Source organism: Lactiplantibacillus modestisalitolerans (genome assembly GCF_005405425.1).
Lineage (GTDB): Bacteria > Bacillota > Bacilli > Lactobacillales > Lactobacillaceae > Lactiplantibacillus > Lactiplantibacillus modestisalitolerans.
Window position 1 is genome coordinate 61,644 of sequence record NZ_BJEA01000013.1, and the last position, 15,030, is coordinate 76,673.

At 50.8% G+C, this 15,030-nt stretch carries 13 protein-coding genes; 8 read left to right on the top strand and 5 right to left on the bottom strand.

The features are described from left to right. Positions 1-2,619, top strand: coding sequence for a cation-translocating P-type ATPase (locus tag FFM79_RS08725; protein ID WP_137643092.1), 2,619 nt, complete (start codon positions 1-3; stop codon positions 2,617-2,619). A 506-nt stretch (positions 2,620-3,125) separates the two neighbouring features. Here the strand turns inward: FFM79_RS08725 and FFM79_RS08730 are convergent. Then, positions 3,126-3,599, bottom strand: coding sequence for a nucleoside 2-deoxyribosyltransferase (locus FFM79_RS08730; protein ID WP_137643093.1), 474 nt, complete (start codon positions 3,597-3,599; stop codon positions 3,126-3,128). Positions 3,600-3,872: 273 nt separating this feature from the next. On the opposite strand from FFM79_RS08730, the gene FFM79_RS08735 reads away from it, so the two are divergent. Continuing rightward, positions 3,873-4,322, top strand: a complete 450-nt coding sequence (locus FFM79_RS08735; RefSeq protein ID WP_137643094.1) for a DUF1836 domain-containing protein — start codon at positions 3,873-3,875, stop codon at positions 4,320-4,322. A gap of 20 nt (positions 4,323-4,342) precedes the next feature. After that, a complete protein-coding gene (locus FFM79_RS08740; RefSeq protein WP_137643095.1) occupies positions 4,343-5,281 on the top strand; it encodes an alpha/beta hydrolase in 939 nt (312 codons plus the stop codon). 268 nt (positions 5,282-5,549) lie between these two features. On the opposite strand, the gene FFM79_RS08745 is transcribed toward FFM79_RS08740, so the two are convergent. Beyond that, positions 5,550-6,767 (bottom strand): MFS transporter, encoded by a 1,218-nt coding sequence (locus FFM79_RS08745; RefSeq protein WP_137643096.1) that lies wholly within the window; start codon positions 6,765-6,767, stop codon positions 5,550-5,552. Positions 6,768-6,946: 179 nt separating this feature from the next. Here FFM79_RS08745 and FFM79_RS08750 point away from each other — a divergent pair, with 179 nt between their 5' ends. Continuing rightward, positions 6,947-7,240: a hypothetical protein gene (locus tag FFM79_RS08750; RefSeq protein ID WP_137643097.1), complete on the top strand. Its 294-nt coding sequence runs from the start codon at positions 6,947-6,949 to the stop codon at positions 7,238-7,240. Between the two features lie 62 nt (positions 7,241-7,302). Here the strand turns inward: FFM79_RS08750 and FFM79_RS08755 are convergent, their stop codons facing one another. The 3 genes from FFM79_RS08755 to FFM79_RS08765 form a co-directional block, all read right to left on the bottom strand. Then, entirely contained in the window at positions 7,303-7,689 is a 387-nt protein-coding gene (locus FFM79_RS08755; RefSeq protein ID WP_225424415.1) for a DUF1398 family protein, read from the bottom strand. A 276-nt stretch (positions 7,690-7,965) separates the two neighbouring features. Continuing rightward, on the bottom strand, positions 7,966-9,432 hold the full coding sequence (locus FFM79_RS08760) for a DHA2 family efflux MFS transporter permease subunit (protein ID WP_137643098.1): 1,467 nt from the start codon (positions 9,430-9,432) through the stop codon (positions 7,966-7,968). Between the two features lie 114 nt (positions 9,433-9,546). After that, a complete protein-coding gene (locus tag FFM79_RS08765; RefSeq protein WP_137643099.1) occupies positions 9,547-9,963 on the bottom strand; it encodes a Zn-Finger Containing protein in 417 nt (138 codons plus the stop codon). A gap of 141 nt (positions 9,964-10,104) precedes the next feature. On the opposite strand from FFM79_RS08765, the gene FFM79_RS08770 reads away from it, so the two are divergent. The 4 genes from FFM79_RS08770 to FFM79_RS08785 all read left to right on the top strand — a co-directional run bounded on the left by FFM79_RS08770 (position 10,105) and on the right by FFM79_RS08785 (position 14,386). Continuing rightward, positions 10,105-10,377 carry a hypothetical protein gene (locus FFM79_RS08770; RefSeq protein WP_137643100.1) on the top strand — a complete coding sequence of 91 codons (273 nt, stop codon included), beginning with the start codon at positions 10,105-10,107 and terminating at the stop codon, positions 10,375-10,377. 218 nt (positions 10,378-10,595) lie between these two features. Continuing rightward, the gene (locus FFM79_RS08775; RefSeq protein ID WP_137643101.1) at positions 10,596-11,024 is read left to right on the top strand and encodes a CopY/TcrY family copper transport repressor; all 429 of its coding nucleotides are present in this window, start codon (positions 10,596-10,598) and stop codon (positions 11,022-11,024) included. Between the two features lie 236 nt (positions 11,025-11,260). Continuing rightward, positions 11,261-13,309 carry a heavy metal translocating P-type ATPase gene (locus FFM79_RS08780; protein WP_170177430.1) on the top strand — a complete coding sequence of 683 codons (2,049 nt, stop codon included), beginning with the start codon at positions 11,261-11,263 and terminating at the stop codon, positions 13,307-13,309. A 90-nt stretch (positions 13,310-13,399) separates the two neighbouring features. Beyond that, positions 13,400-14,386, top strand: coding sequence for a choloylglycine hydrolase family protein (locus FFM79_RS08785; protein ID WP_137643102.1), 987 nt, complete (start codon positions 13,400-13,402; stop codon positions 14,384-14,386). Positions 14,387-15,030 lie beyond the last annotated feature (644 nt).

Sequence of the window (15,030 nt, forward strand, 5' to 3'; positions counted from 1 at the left end):
ATGCAGAAGTTTTCGAACGCCCCATTCCATCCAACCCCCGAGTCCGGTTTAACGACCGCGATGGTAACGGAACGCACAACTAAGTTCGGTGCAAACGAACTGGTTGCGGCCCGTCCCGTGCCGTTGTGGCGCAAAATTTGGCAACATCTGAGTGACGTTTCGTCACTGGTGCTACTCTTTGCAGTCGGGTTGGCCACTTACTTAGCCATCGCTCAAAACGGTGGTTGGACAAAAACAATTGTGATTGGAACGATTTTAATCATTAACGTGGTGATTGGGTTGTACCAAGAAGCGTCGGCGGAAAAGTCGCTGGCGGCACTGAAGTCAATGAGTTTACCGACCGCTAACGTTCGGCGCGACGGAACGGTTCAAACGGTTGCGGCGACGACCCTCGTACCGGGGGACGTCGTGCTTTTGAAGGCCGGGGATCAGGTTCCCGCCGACGCCGTCGTACTCACAAGTACCAACTTAGCGGTTGACGAAGCTGTGTTGACCGGTGAAAGTTTACCAGTTGAAAAACAAGCTTATGCTGGCGCAGCTGAACTGACCGCGGAGCAGCAAGTTTATTCGGGAACGGCGGTGACGGCCGGAACCGCGACGATCCAAGTGCTCACGACCGGGATGGCCACGGAATTAGGTCAAATTGCTGGGTTGCTGAACAAAACGAAGCCACGCGCAACGCCATTGCAGGGACGCTTGAACCGGCTTTCTAGCTGGCTAACGGCCTTTGCGGTTCTCGGTGGAATGACTATCTTTGCCCTGAGTGTGTGGGTGCAGAACCAGGGGGTTGCGGATAGTTTAATGATCGGGGTTTCACTCGCCGTGGCGGCGGTTCCCGAAACATTACCAATTATTGTCACGATTAGTTTGTCGCACGGGGTGCGCCGAATGGCCGACCAAAACGCAATCATGCGGCGGGTCAGTGCCGTTGAAACTATCGGGAGCGTTGATGTGATTGCGTCGGATAAGACGGGAACGTTAACGCAGAATAAGATGACGATTACGACCTACTGGACACCCCAAAAAGGGGTCGCTAAAGCGGACGCACCGCTGTCCCAAGCGGGGTGCGACTTAATGCGCTACCTAGGGTTAGCAACGAATGCCGAGATCAACGAGGTCGATGGTGAAGAGCACCCGGTGGGTGACGCAACGGAACTCGCTGCCATTCGCTGGTTAGCTACTAACGGGCTGACCCGGGCGGAACTAGAAGCGGAAACACCCCGAATTGCGGAGGACCCGTTTGACTCCACGAAAAAGATGATGTCGACGGTTCATCGGCTGCAGGATGGCCGGCAGCTTGTAATCGTCAAGGGAGCTTGGGACCGGCTACCACTCCGGGCGGATGAGCCGCACCGGGCCGCTGCTCAGCGGGCCCACGACCAGTTTGGAAAACAGGCTTTACGGGTCCTAGCGGTCGGGTACAAAATTGTTGGTGCCGACGTTGCCAGTGATGACTGGGCGCGGTTAAGCACTGAGTTACATTTAGCCGGGTTAGTCGGGCTCATTGACCCGCCGCGGCCGGAAGTGTTTGCCGCTATTCAAGCAGCAAAACAAGCTGGGATTATGCCCGTTATGATTACCGGGGACCACCTGGTGACGGCAACGGCCATTGCTACTGAAATTGGTATTTTAGAAGACGGACTTACAGCCGTTAGCGGTGAAACGCTACGAGCGCTGTCCGATCAAGAGTTACAAGCCCAAATCGATAAGATTGCGGTTTACGCGCGGGTTTCCCCAACTGATAAGATTCGAATCGTCCAAGCATGGCAACAACTTGGCAAATCCGTTGCCATGACTGGTGACGGGGTCAACGACGCGCCGGCATTGAAGGCGGCCGACGTTGGAATTGCCATGGGGATCACCGGGACCGAAGTGTCGAAGGGCGCCGCCGATATGGTCCTAACGGATGATAACTTTGCGACCATCATGACGGCCGTTAAGGAAGGCCGGACGGTGTACCAAAACATCATTAAGGCGGTTGAGTTCTTAGTAGGGGTGAACTTTGCCCAGATTTTCCTAATGGTGGGGGCGGTCCTCTTTGGTTGGGGCGCGCCGCTATTGGCAGAACAGTTACTGATAATTAACGTCTTAGCGGACGGGATTCCGGGCTTCTTTATTAGTCAGGAACCGGGTGAGCCGCAAGCGATGCAACAGCCACCCGTGGCGAACGACGAGAGTATCTTAGCCCGGGGGTTACGCCAACGACTAGCCGTTCGGGCCGCGACCTTTACGGCCCTCACGCTGGGAATTTACGCGTTGGGTCGCTTCGGCTTAACGAATAATCAGGCGGGCGTTGGAATGACGATGGTCTTCCTAGTGTTGGCACTCGGGTCAATGATCGACATTTACGCGATCAAGGACCGGCGGAGCCTTAGCTGGCAGTCAATCAAGCGGAACCCGATGTTAAACCGCGGGCTGATTGCTGGGGTGTTGGTCGTTTTGGCGATTGCAACGGTTCCATTTTTACGGACGTTCTTTAGCCTGACGACGCTCCCAGTTCTGAACTGGTTAATTGTGCTTGGCGCAGTTCTCGTCCCAACACTGGTCCTCGAAGCCAATAAACGTTGGCAGCAACGCCGTGCAACCGCCCCGGCACTGGAAGTGACGGAAGGCGATTGAAGTTGGTGCAAAATGGGATGTAAACAATAAAAATTAAGCCTCGGTACCAATTGGGGTTGAGATTACCGCCAGCAACGGGTGTAACCGGTTGGCTGGAACACTGCGGGCATCGATTTGAGCTCACTCAGAAACCCACTGAGCAATCTCAAATTCGAGCCTTATTCTAAGCCGAAAGCAACCCACTTTCGACTAAGAATAATTTCGCAGTTGAGCCATGGTTACACCCGCTGCTGGCTAGATTGGTTTTTATACTGAGTTTCACGGGTTGCTTGGTTAAGTCTCAATTGATGATCTGGCAGAACGGTTACCAAATTTAGCGTAATCTTGCTTGTTTCGGTAGTCACGGCGAACTGCTTGAAAACTCAATTGGCAGTCTTTTTAGCAGACCAACACCATATATCATAGAGCTAAAATTTAATGAATTAATGCAATAACGCGTCGTTCTCAGTATAAAGAGAGCGACGCGTTATTTTTAGTGTTTGTAATTAGTGCTGATGTTCTCTTCGTTAAAACACGGGCCGCTTGGCTGGCTTAGAGCGAAGGTTATCGCAGTCGTAGGTTGCGAGTTCTTCAAGGCCGCTTTTGCTAGCGTCGAAGTAGGCGGTCAACCCTTGGGCGATCATTAAGTTCAAGTCTTTGTTCGCATCGAACTGAACGATTAGGACCGGCGTTTTTTCTGCGACCGCCGCGCCAACTTCGAACATTGTCCCGGAATCGGGTTCGTTAGTTGCGCTCGTCATATCATAGTCGAGGATGGCAACGAGGACGTCGGCCCGGTGCACTTGGCGCATGTCAGAGGCGTAAACGTATTGTTGCCAAGCCCGACTACCGAAAGGTTCTTCCTCGAATTGGTGTTCTTCGGGAATGAAGATTCCGTCAGAATTGATAGTTGGGTTGGCCATTAAAGCGGCCTTCACTTGTTGAATGCGTTCTTTTTGGGCGTCGTCGAAAAAGGGCGCCGCTAAGTAAACGTTGTTCATGAGAGTTGTCCTTTCTGAACTGCAAAATTTATAATCAATGGTTATATTGTAGCCGAAAATGGGGGTGCGTTTCAACTTTTTCTGAACACTAAGAGGCTAAAATGGCAAAAACGTTCATGTTCTTCAAATGAACCACCGACTTGACAGGCAGGCGGTTTGTTCGTTTTAATATTAAATAGATTATAAATCTACATAATATAATGTATACACGAGTAAAGCTTGAATTTAATTCTAGTTTACGGTAAATTAAAACGTGCTCAAGGAGGAATTAGGATGACGACCCCATTAACCAACTACGATTTACCCGCCTGGGAGACGCTCCCGGCAATGCCAATTTATATGGACCAACTATTAGCGCTGGTGAACCAGCAACTAACCGCGTTGGCCCTTCCGTTGGTGACGAAAACGATGGTCAATAGCTACGTCAAACAACACTTTTTCAGTCGGCCCACCGGACGGCGCTACACCCGTAATCACGTGGTGGCGGTGTTGATTGTGTCGCTCTTAAAAACGGATTTCAAATTGGAAACGATTAGTCGGGCGATTTTGGCAATTCGGGAATCACGTGAAATTGAGGTGCGCTACCAGCAGTTTCGACTAGCGCTAGCGGCGACCTTGGCGCAACGAGCCGTTCCACGAGCAACGGACCAGTTAGGGCAAGCGATTCAGTTCGCGGCGCAAACCGTGGGGGCCCACCTATTGACGACGCGGGCGTTAAGTTAGAGAGAATAAGAGGGAATTGAATGAAGAGACGTAAAAAATGGCTGCTTGCACTTGCGGCGTTGTTAACCGTCGTGGTGCTGGGCGTGGTTGGAGGCAGTTTTTACCTGTACCACTTCGCCTTTGAGCCGACCCCAAAAGTTTTGAACCATAGTTCGAGCAAGAACAAGTCAAATTTGAAAAAGAACCAGGCGTGGTTAAAACGCACCCCTAAAGAAACCTGGCACGAGACGTCGGCGACCGATGATTTAAAATTGGTGGCGGTGTACGTGCCGGCGGCTAAGCAGACGAAGCGCACGATCGTTGTGGCGCACGGCTACATGGGCAACAAGGAGGAAATGGCGAGCTATATTCGGATGTGGCATCGTCAGGGCTATAACGTACTTGCGCCGGATGATCGCGGTAATGGTCAAAGTGAGGGCGATTATTACGGCTTTGGCTGGCCAGACCGGTTGGATTACGTGAAGTGGACGCGGCAGGTTGTTCGGCGCAACGGGCAGGCAAGCCAAATTGGTTTGTTTGGCGTTTCGATGGGCGGTGCGACCGTGATGATGATGAGTGGGGAGCAGTTACCAACGCAGGTCAAGGCAATTATTGAGGATTGCGGTTATACGGGAGTTGGTGACGAGTTAGGTTACGAGTTAAACCAGTTGTACCACTTGCCGAAGTTCCCGTTGTTGTATACGGCGAGCTGGGTGGCGAAGTCGAAGGCTCATTTTGATTTTATGCGGGCGAGTTCGGTTGCGCAGTTGAAGCGGAACCGGTTGCCGATTTTCTTTATTCATGGGGATAAGGACACGTTTGTGCCGACGAAGATGGTTTACGAAAATTACCGGGCGACGAGTGTGAAGGATAAGCAGTTGTGGGTCGTAAAGGGTGCGGGGCACGCGGAGTCGTATACGATGCACCCAAGGGAGTATGCACGGCGAGTTGGGGCGTTTATGGGGAGGTATGTGAATTAGAGTGTGAGGGCCAGCGGGTTGGTCTGAGGATTAGCCTAACAAAGTGCTGTATGCGGTTTGTGCATATGGCACTTTGTGTAGCTAACCGCAGGACCAAGCTGGCCCGAACACGTTTAGACTATAAGGCAGAAAAGCGCACTAACTAGTTATTGCGGTCTTTGCAATGGCTAGTTAGCGTAGCAAGCGCAGGTGTCAGCTCGGCCGAACACGTTTCGGCTATAAGGCAGAAAAGCGCCTGGCTACCGTGAATGGTGGCCAGGCGCTTTTGCTATCCTTTCGTAGCAAACGGATGCCGCATGCTCGGGATAAAAATCAACACAACAATAAAGTTGACGAGTAGTGAGAGTGCGGTGAATATAAAGACGCCGTTATAGTCAAACCAGTTAGAAACGAGTCCACCAAGTAAGGCCCCTAACATACTGCCCATTGTTTGAAAGGATTGGTTCCAACTGAAAATCGTCCCGGTTAAGTGCTGGGGCGTGTTTTTGGAAAGGAGCGTCTGGACGGTTGGAAACAGGGCACCGTCAGAAATCCCAATCATGAAGCGGAGGAGACCAAGGGTCCAAATGCTGGAAACAAGTCCCTGGGGAAAGTACATGAAGATGGCGAACACGAAGCCGAAAACGAGAATCCGGTCAGTCCCGTGCTTGTCCCCGAGTTGCCCGAGTTTGGGGGCGGCTAGTAACGTAGAAATTCCGGGTAAAGCCGCAATGATGCCGGCAACGACCGTAATCGGACCGACGTTGTGCATCAATTCCTTAACGTACAAACTAATAATGGGTGTAATGGAATTATTACCCATTTGAATGATCATTGTTGAGACGAGCAGCGTGATAATCAGCGTTGGATTCTTAAATTGGTTAACGAGTTCGCGCGTTTTCGGTTGCTTGCGGCTAAGGTCCGGATGGTAGTGTTCGTGAACTAGCGTTAAACTGAGGACGAAAACGATCAATAGGAGCACTCCGGTAATCACGAAGGTTAATCGAATTGAGAAAAGCTGCGCTAAGACGCCCCCTAAAATCGGACCGATTAAATTGCCTGAAACGTAGCCGGTCGTTAAAATGCCGATCGCGGTTCCGCTATTTTCCTTCGGGGTTTCGGTGGCGATTAAGGCGCTGGCATTGGGAATATAACCGGCGCACAGGCCCTGAAGAAAGCGGAGCAGGATCAGCGTCCAAATGTTATGAACAAAGCCCATGAGGCCGATCACAAGTGCCATGCCAAGTGAAGAGCGCAGGAGCATCAACTTACGGCCGTGGCGGTCGGCGAGTTTGCCCCAAATCGGTGAAACGAGCGCGACCACTAAAAAGGTAACGGCGTAAGTGACCCCGCTGTAAATGGTGAGTTGGCCCTTGGTAAAGTCGCCGAGTTGACCAACGTATAACGATAAAAACGGCATGACTTCGGAGAAGCCCATGCCGGCGATGAAGGTGCCTAGCCAGAGGACGGCTAAGTTACGGCGCCATCCCGATAACGTTCGTTTCAAAAATGTCACTTCCAAAAATAATATTAATAAATTAATATTACGGCGAAAAGCCAGCCGATGCAATTAACGAACCCGTAAAAATAGTGATAAATTAGGGTTGGCACCGCTAACAATAGTTGCACTTTTCACCGAGCTCCCTCACAATGAAAGTAACCGATTAGATGAGCGGAGGGCTTGGCATGAATCCTGAAGAAGTATTGAATCGCTACCTCACAAAGTATCAAATTAAACTCCAGCACCCGGAACACGGGCTGGTGATGCTGACGTCGCGGGTCTGGCCGCAACATCCGGACCTGCAGCGTTCGGTACGGCAAATGTTGGTGGACCAGCCGGGGGTGACGGCGGTGACCGTTAATAGTCCCGAACAACTGGTAGTACGGTACGATTCCACCCAGTTGCGCAAACTCAGTATGTTGACCGTCCTCGCGAATGAGCGGCGGTTAAGCCGCCAGTACCACCGGGCCGGGTATTAAAAAATTAATTAAAAACGCTCCCCTGATTGTCCAGTGACAGTTAGGGGAGCGTTTAACGTTTCTTAGAAGTTGACGGCGACGATAATTTTACCTTCCGCACCGCTAAAATCGATGATTTTACGCTTTAAGTTGGCCGTCCACGCGTGACAACCAGCCGCGCCGAGTTGCTTAGCCGCGTCAGCTAGGCTTAACTGGCCGCTCACGTAGTTGTTGGCAACTTGTTCGACCGTCGCCGCATCGAGTTCGCGGGCGACCGTGGCTGCGTGACCGTTAGTTTGGCGTTCAACGATGTAGCCGTTCGCCCCAAAGTAGGTCGTTGCACCGCTGGCAACGTCGTATTGAAAATGCTGGACACCGAGGTCCGCTTCCTTCTGTGCGATCGTCGCAAAATCAGCGTGGTCACCTAACGTTGCGAGCACGTGGTCAATTGCATCTAATTTAAACATCATGCCACCCCTTCAAATTTTTGTACGTTTCCATTGTAATCCAAATTGGGTCAAACGGGTTAACTTCCTTGCTAAAACTGGTAAACGAAAGAGGGACAGTGACATAAGTCACAGCCCCTCTTTCGTGTTGCCTCATGTTAATAGCCAAAACGTGCGCCAAAAGTCAGCTGGCTCCGCTTAACCCCGTAAGTCAAACAATCCAAACCCGGGATTATTCGCCTTCCGCCGTTAATGCTCACCAGCTAACCAATTTTTGGCACACTCTCTTAATCGTTTTAACTAGTTTTCAGAGCCGGCCTGATCCAATTGACCAGCTGGTTGGTCGCTTGCGTTTGCGCGTTTTTCAGCCAGCGGGTCGTAAGCTTTTTCCGGTTCGTTAGAAACGAACATGGAAAGGCAGAAGCCTAAGACGGCGAGGGCCAGCGTGAACCAGAAACCGTAGTGGACACCGTGGACGAAGGAAGCTGCGCCAGTTGCGTTGCTTGCGCCTTGACCAATGCCGAGTAAACTGGTGGCAACCGCCGTCGCCAGAGCCCCGAGAATTTGTTGTAAGGTGTTCAAAATCGTGCTCCCATCAGCGGCAACCGGACCGTGAAGGGCGTTCAAACCGTAAGTTTGAGCCGGTGACATGGCTAACGGCGCTCCAATCATCAAAATGATGTGGGCGGTCACGACGTACCAGTACGGACTGTGCGTGCTGGTAAAAATCAACATTAACGCACCCAGAAACGAGAGGGCGAAGCCGCCACGGGTCAGATATTTAGCCCCGTAGTTATCAAACAAGCGGCCGGATGTCGCGGAAATTACGGCGTTAATCACCCCACCAGGTAACATGAGGACCCCGGTCATGGCGACTGGTACGACCAGGCCCTTTTGCCAGTACATTGGTAATAAGTACATGGAAGACATGATAATCCCGAAATCGATCATGACAAGCGCGGTCCCAATACTGAAGCGGTGGAAACCGAAGGCTCGTAAGTTTAAAATTGGCGTTGTTAAATGTAATTGACGATAAATGTAGAAGAGGAGACCGACAATCCCGATAACTAAGGCAATTACAACTAACGGGTTGGACCAACCGCGGTCACCAGCTAGGCTGGCCCCAACGACGAGTCCGCCAAAACCAACTGAGGATAAAACGATTGATAACGCATCGACTTTTGGCTTGGTTAATTCGGAAACGTTTTGCATAAAGAAAATTGTAATAATTAAGGCAATTGCTAATAATGGAACGAAGAGCCAGAAAATCCAGTTCCAGGAAAGGGCCCCTAAGATAATTCCGGCAATCGTTGGCCCTACGGCTGGAGCAAACATGATGACTAACCCAACGAGTCCCATGGCCGCGCCACGTTTTTGGGGTGGGTAAACCGCTAACAAGACAATGAAAATTAGTGGTAGTAAGAGCCCGGTGGCAATCCCTTGGATCATCCGGCCGATTAATAACTGTGCAAACCCACCGGCTAACGCGGAAATAGTCGCACCGACCATAAAGTCGGCAAGGGCGAAGATGATTAATTGCCGGGTCGTAAAGTGTTTTGTGAGCATACTAGATAATGGTAAAACGATCCCAACCATTAAGAGGTACCCCGTGACTAACCACTGAATGGTCCCAGTGTTCACGTGTAATTGTTGTTCTAATTGGGGGAGGGCAATGTTTAGTGCGGTTTCGCTAAACATACCGACAAAGCCCCCGAGTAATAATCCAATCATAATTAGGGTTGGATTAGTATGTGACTTTGACTGCATGAAAAAAACGCTCCTTTATCTGTTTTCAGTAAGCACAATTGGTCACTTTAACAGAAAAAATCGCGTTTCGTAAGTGTTTTATGAAAAAAGTTTAAAGATTTCTGAAATGGATCGTTAAGTTCGGGCTTCAAATTTCGTGCCACAGCTAGGACAAGTGATCCGGACCCGACCGTGGTGCTTGGGAATCCGAATGCGTTGCTGGCAGTTTTGACAGCGAAAGAAGCGGTAGTGCCGGTGCTGCGAAATTTGATAACCCAAGCGTCGAAACGGCCGGGCTACTGGATTGAAAAAGCGTTGAAAGCCACGGTTGATTGCGACTTGGCGATAAATTTTCTTTGAAAATAAGCGCCAGTAACTCAGAATGATAAGTAGCACTGCCAGCCAAACCAGTTGATGGAAGGGGCGCCAAAGGCTAACCACGACCAGAATTAAAGCGAGATAATTCAGGCAGCGGTTGAGGGTGTCGTTTTGCCCGTAGCGTCCGCGCATAAAGGCTTGAACGCGGGCCAGTAATTTGGAATTAGGTTTCATTGTCAAGGGCCTCCGTTAAGTACTGATGCAATATCCTAACATAGTTTCCGGCTCGTCACAAATTGGGGATAAAATTCGCGTTTCTGCGGGCTTAGCGGTGTATACTAATGGGTATTCTTAATTAAGTGGGGGTAACAACCGATGGCAACACAATCACAACCAACGCAAACCCAAGTTTTAGACGCCGTGAGTCGGGCGGCGCTGACTTTAGAACCACGGAATTCGGAGCAACAGGGACTCCAGCAACTGTTAAATGAGTTTCGAGAAGCACTCGTGAAAACGGCGGGTAGTACGGCAACGACGGTTCTCTATAATGGTAAATTAACGACGTATTTGCGGCAGCACCCGGCGGACTATCCGGAGACGGTCGCGAGTTTGAGAAAGTTGTTGGCGCGGTTTAGTAGGAGCGTGTGAGACCAAGCGGGTTGACCTTGAGCATTGCCTAGCAAGCGCAGATACCAGTCCGGCCGAACACGTTTTGGCTATCAAACAAAAAATAAACTAATAATGGAAGTGTTCAGTCCCTGCGATTTGCGCTATGCTTACTAATGGGAGAAACTGAACACTTGCTTTTTTGTGTTTACGCTTGTAAACTATAAGAACTAATTCAGAATAAGGAGGTCGGTGCAGCGATGGAAGCACAAACTGCAATTGAAATTAGCGACGCCGAATGGGAAGTCATGCGGGTCGCGTGGACACTAGGGCAGGTGACGAGTAGTCAGGTTGCTGAAATCATGGCCGATAAAATGGGCTGGAAAACCGCGACCGTTAAGACGCTCTTGGGGCGTTTGATTAAAAAGGGCGCGCTACGGTCTGAAAAGCACGGCCGGGCCTTTACCTACTATCCGACCGTTGAAGAACAGCCGTCGATGGACATGGCCGTTAAGACGCTGTTTGGGCACATGTGTCAAATGCGGGTGGGTCAAACGTTGACCGACCTCGTCAATCAAGTAACGTTAAGTCAGGCGGACATTGCCCAGTTGCAAGCCGTGCTGGCTAAAAAGGCGCCCACCGCTCCGGCGATGGTCGACTGTGACTGCGTACCGGGGGAACGGTGCTGACGAAGGACAATCGCGAAGACCACCAAGCGTCATACTAGTATTAATTAGTGAACACCATTCAAGTTGCGGCTTGAATGGTGTCTTTTTGTGCTGGAGTTTGTTAAGGTTGCTTTACCAAATAAGAGAACCTAGCTCATTTTTAGTAGTGAAGGGCTTTAACTTGACGGCTATCGTTTACAATTGTAAACTGTAATTGAATAATTGATTAGCAATTAAGGGAGGAAGTAACGATGAAGATGTCAGAACATAATCAACACCAAATGGCCGGCATGGATGGTCAAATGGCGATGGATTCGCACGAAATGGACATGGGGAACGGTCACATGATGCACATGGGCAACCTCAAGCGTAAGTTTTGGGTATCACTCATCTTGACGATCCCGATTATTATCATGAGCCCGATGATGGGGATGCGTCTACCATTCCAATTAACCTTTCAACCGTGGTCGGATTACCTGGTCGCGGTTCTGGGAACGATTTTATTTATCTATGGGGGTCAGCCGTTTTTTAGCGGGGCAAAAGCTGAGCTCGCCAACCGCAAGCCGGCGATGATGACCCTAATTGCTATGGGGATCGGCGTTGCTTACGTTTACAGTATTTACGCGGTCTTAGCCAATAATGTTTGGCAGGTGACCCCGGTTGTGACGGACTTTTTCTGGGAACTTGCGACGTTGATCGACATCATGTTGCTGGGGCACTGGATTGAGATGAACACGGTGATGAGTGCCGGCTCCGCGGTCGATAACTTGGCGAAACTATTGCCAAGTACGGCACATAAGCTGGTTGACGGACAACCGCAGGACGTGGCGTTGGATCAAATCCAAACGGGCGATCAACTACAAGTCCGGGCCGGTGAAAAGATTCCGGCTGACGGACAAGTGGTCAGCGGTGCGACGAGCGTCAACGAAGCAATGGTCACGGGTGAAGCTAAATTAGTTGAAAAACAGGTTGGAGACGCGGTCGTTGGTGGAGCCGTGAACGGCGATGGTACCTTTACATTGAAGGTAACCGGGACTGGTGAGAGTGGCTACTTGGCGCAAGTCATGCAGCTGGTTAGTGATGCGCAGGCGTCAAAGTCGGCGCAGGAAAACATGGCTAACCGGGTTGCCGGGTTACTCTTTTACGCGGCGCTCACGGTGGCAATCGTGGCGTTTATTGCCTGGCTTTTCGTTGGTAACTTAGCGGTGGCACTCTCCATTGCGGTTACGGTGCTCGTGATTGCCTGCCCGCACGCGTTAGGACTAGCGATTCCGCTGGTGGTAGCGCGTAGTACCGCCATTGCGGCAAGTCACGGGTTGCTAATTCGGAACCGCGACGCGTTAGAACGGGTTAAGCATTTGAAGGCCGCTTTAATGGATAAAACCGGGACCTTAACGGAAGGTAACTTTAAGGTTGCGGAATATCGGAGTATGACCACTGACCTGACGGATGACGCCGTCCTCGGGCTAATGGCTAGCCTTGAAAATGGCTCCAGTCATCCGTTGGCCGTCGGAATTCTAACGGCGGCCAAGGACCGGCAGTTGGAACTGCAAGCGGTTGAAAACGGTCATCAGATCACGGGGGCCGGCCTCAGTGGTGACATTGCGGGTCACAACTACCAACTCGTGTCCGCCGCTTACCTTGATCGCCAGCGGCTCACTTACGACCAGGCGGCGTTTCAACGGTTGGCGTCTGCGGGTAATTCAATCAGCTTTTTGATTCACGAACAACGGGTCCTCGGGTACGTCGCCCAGGGGGACCAAATTAAACCGGAGGCGCACCACCTCATTACCAGCCTGAAGGCGCAGGGGATTACGCCGGTGATGCTAACGGGGGATAACGAGCAGAGTGCGCAAGTCGTTGCCAAGCAACTGGGAATTACGACCGTCCACGCTAGCTTGTTACCTGAAGATAAAGCGAAACTAGTCCAGCAGTATCAGGACGCCGGGCAGCCCGTGATGATGATTGGTGACGGTGTGAACGACGCACCCAGCTTAGCCCGGGCGGAAGTTGGCATTGCAATTGGTTCCGGTACCGACGTTGCGATTGATTCGGCGGACATCGTCCTCGTGAAGAGTAATCCTAACGACGTGGTCGATTTTCTGAATTTGGCCCGGCAGACGACCCGCAAGATGACTCAGAATCTTTGGTGGGGTGCCGGTTATAACGTTATTACGATTCCGTTAGCTGCCGGAATCCTGGCCCCGATTGGCTTTGTGCTCAATCCAATGGTTGGAGCGGTCGTGATGTCCCTCAGTACGATTATTGTGGCGATTAACGCAATGACGTTACACCTCAAAAAATAAACTGATGGGCGTAAATTAATTGTCGCAAATAGGTGTTTCACGCCAATATCGGTGCTAAAATAAAGGTATTTCAATAAGGATGTGAAACCCATGTGTACAAGTGTAACGTATCAAACAACGACTGGTGACCAGTTCTTGGCCCGGACGATGGATTTCGGTTTTGAGCTGGGTGGCCGGCCGGTTGCCATTCCACGGAACCACCATTTTAATAGCGTCGCTGATTCGGATGGCTTTGACGCGCCGTACAGTTTTATCGGCACGGGCCGGAATCTAAACGGCTATATTCTGGTTGACGGTGTCAACGAGCATGGGGTTAGTGCAGCCGCACTTTACTTTGCTGGTCAGGCGCAGTACGCCGATGAAGCGGTTGCGGGGAAGGTTAACCTAGCTCCCCACGAAGTGATGATGTGGATTTTAGGCAACGTGAAGAGCGCTGCCGAACTGGGACAGCGGCTAGCGGAATTCAACATTGTGGCGGCCGCTGCACCATTATTAAACATTGTCGTACCACTACACTGGATCGTAAGTGACCGTAACGGGGCAACTTACGTGTTGGAACAAGAAGCCGATGGCATTCACTACATGCAAAACCCGGTTGGGGTGATGACGAATACGCCGGACTTTAATTGGCACTTAAAGAATTTAAGTAACTACGTGCAGTTGCAACCAACGCCGCATCCGGATCGTCAGTACGGCGATTTGACGGTGCGGGCGTTTGGGCCGGGGACTGGTGCGCTCGGGATGCCGGGTGACTATACGTCGGTGGCTCGTTTTGTACGGACGGTGTTCATGCGGCAGCATACGGAAACGGTGGACACGGATGCGCAGGCGGTTAATGCTTTGTCGCACATGTTGAACTCGGTTGAAATTCCGAAGGGTGTGAAGGTCAAGGCGGATGGTTCCGATGATTATACTCAGTACCGGGCGTACATGAGTATGAACGAGCCGGCGTTTTATATGCAGCCGTATGAGGATCAGACGATCACGCGGGTTGCGTTGACGGAGGAATTGATGACGGCGGACCAGCCAAAGGAATTTACGTTGGATAAGGTGCAGGGGTTTGTGGACAGAGTGTGAGGTCGAGCACGTTTAGAGTGTGAGGGCCAGCGGGTTGATGCTGAGCACTACCTAGCTAAGGGCATGATGCCGGACTTTGGCATTGTGCCCTTAGCGTAGTAGGCGCAGGCATCAGCTGGCCCGAACACGTTTCGGCTATATCGCAGTGGCGGGACGCGGGCTTTGCGTGGTGGCGGTGGCGTAGCAAGCACAGAGGTCAGCTTGGTTGAACACGTTTCGGCTATAAAGCATGGGCACTGCCCCCGTAGTTTAGCCCCAATTAATCAATTGAATAAACAGTGAACCGCTAGCAATGAACGTAAATCGTTTATCAGCTAGCGGTTTTTGATTGGCATTTAAGTGGCAAAGGCGCATTCTCAGAGGGTGCGCCTTTAGTAGTTTTCAATCGTAACTAGTCACCTGTTCTTATCAGGTTAGTTGCAATGGTGTGACTAAATCACGCACAACCGATGACAGTTGTAACCGCGAGCTAACAATGATTAGCGACGTTTGTTTGACTAACAATAGTTCTTGATTCGTGTTAAACTGTTATTTGGTTTAGGGTTCCATAACTTTAACTTAAATAAGATTGAGTAGATGCTTGCAATCTTTGACTATAAGATATAATATTTACTAGGTGATAATAATTATAAAGTAGATACGGA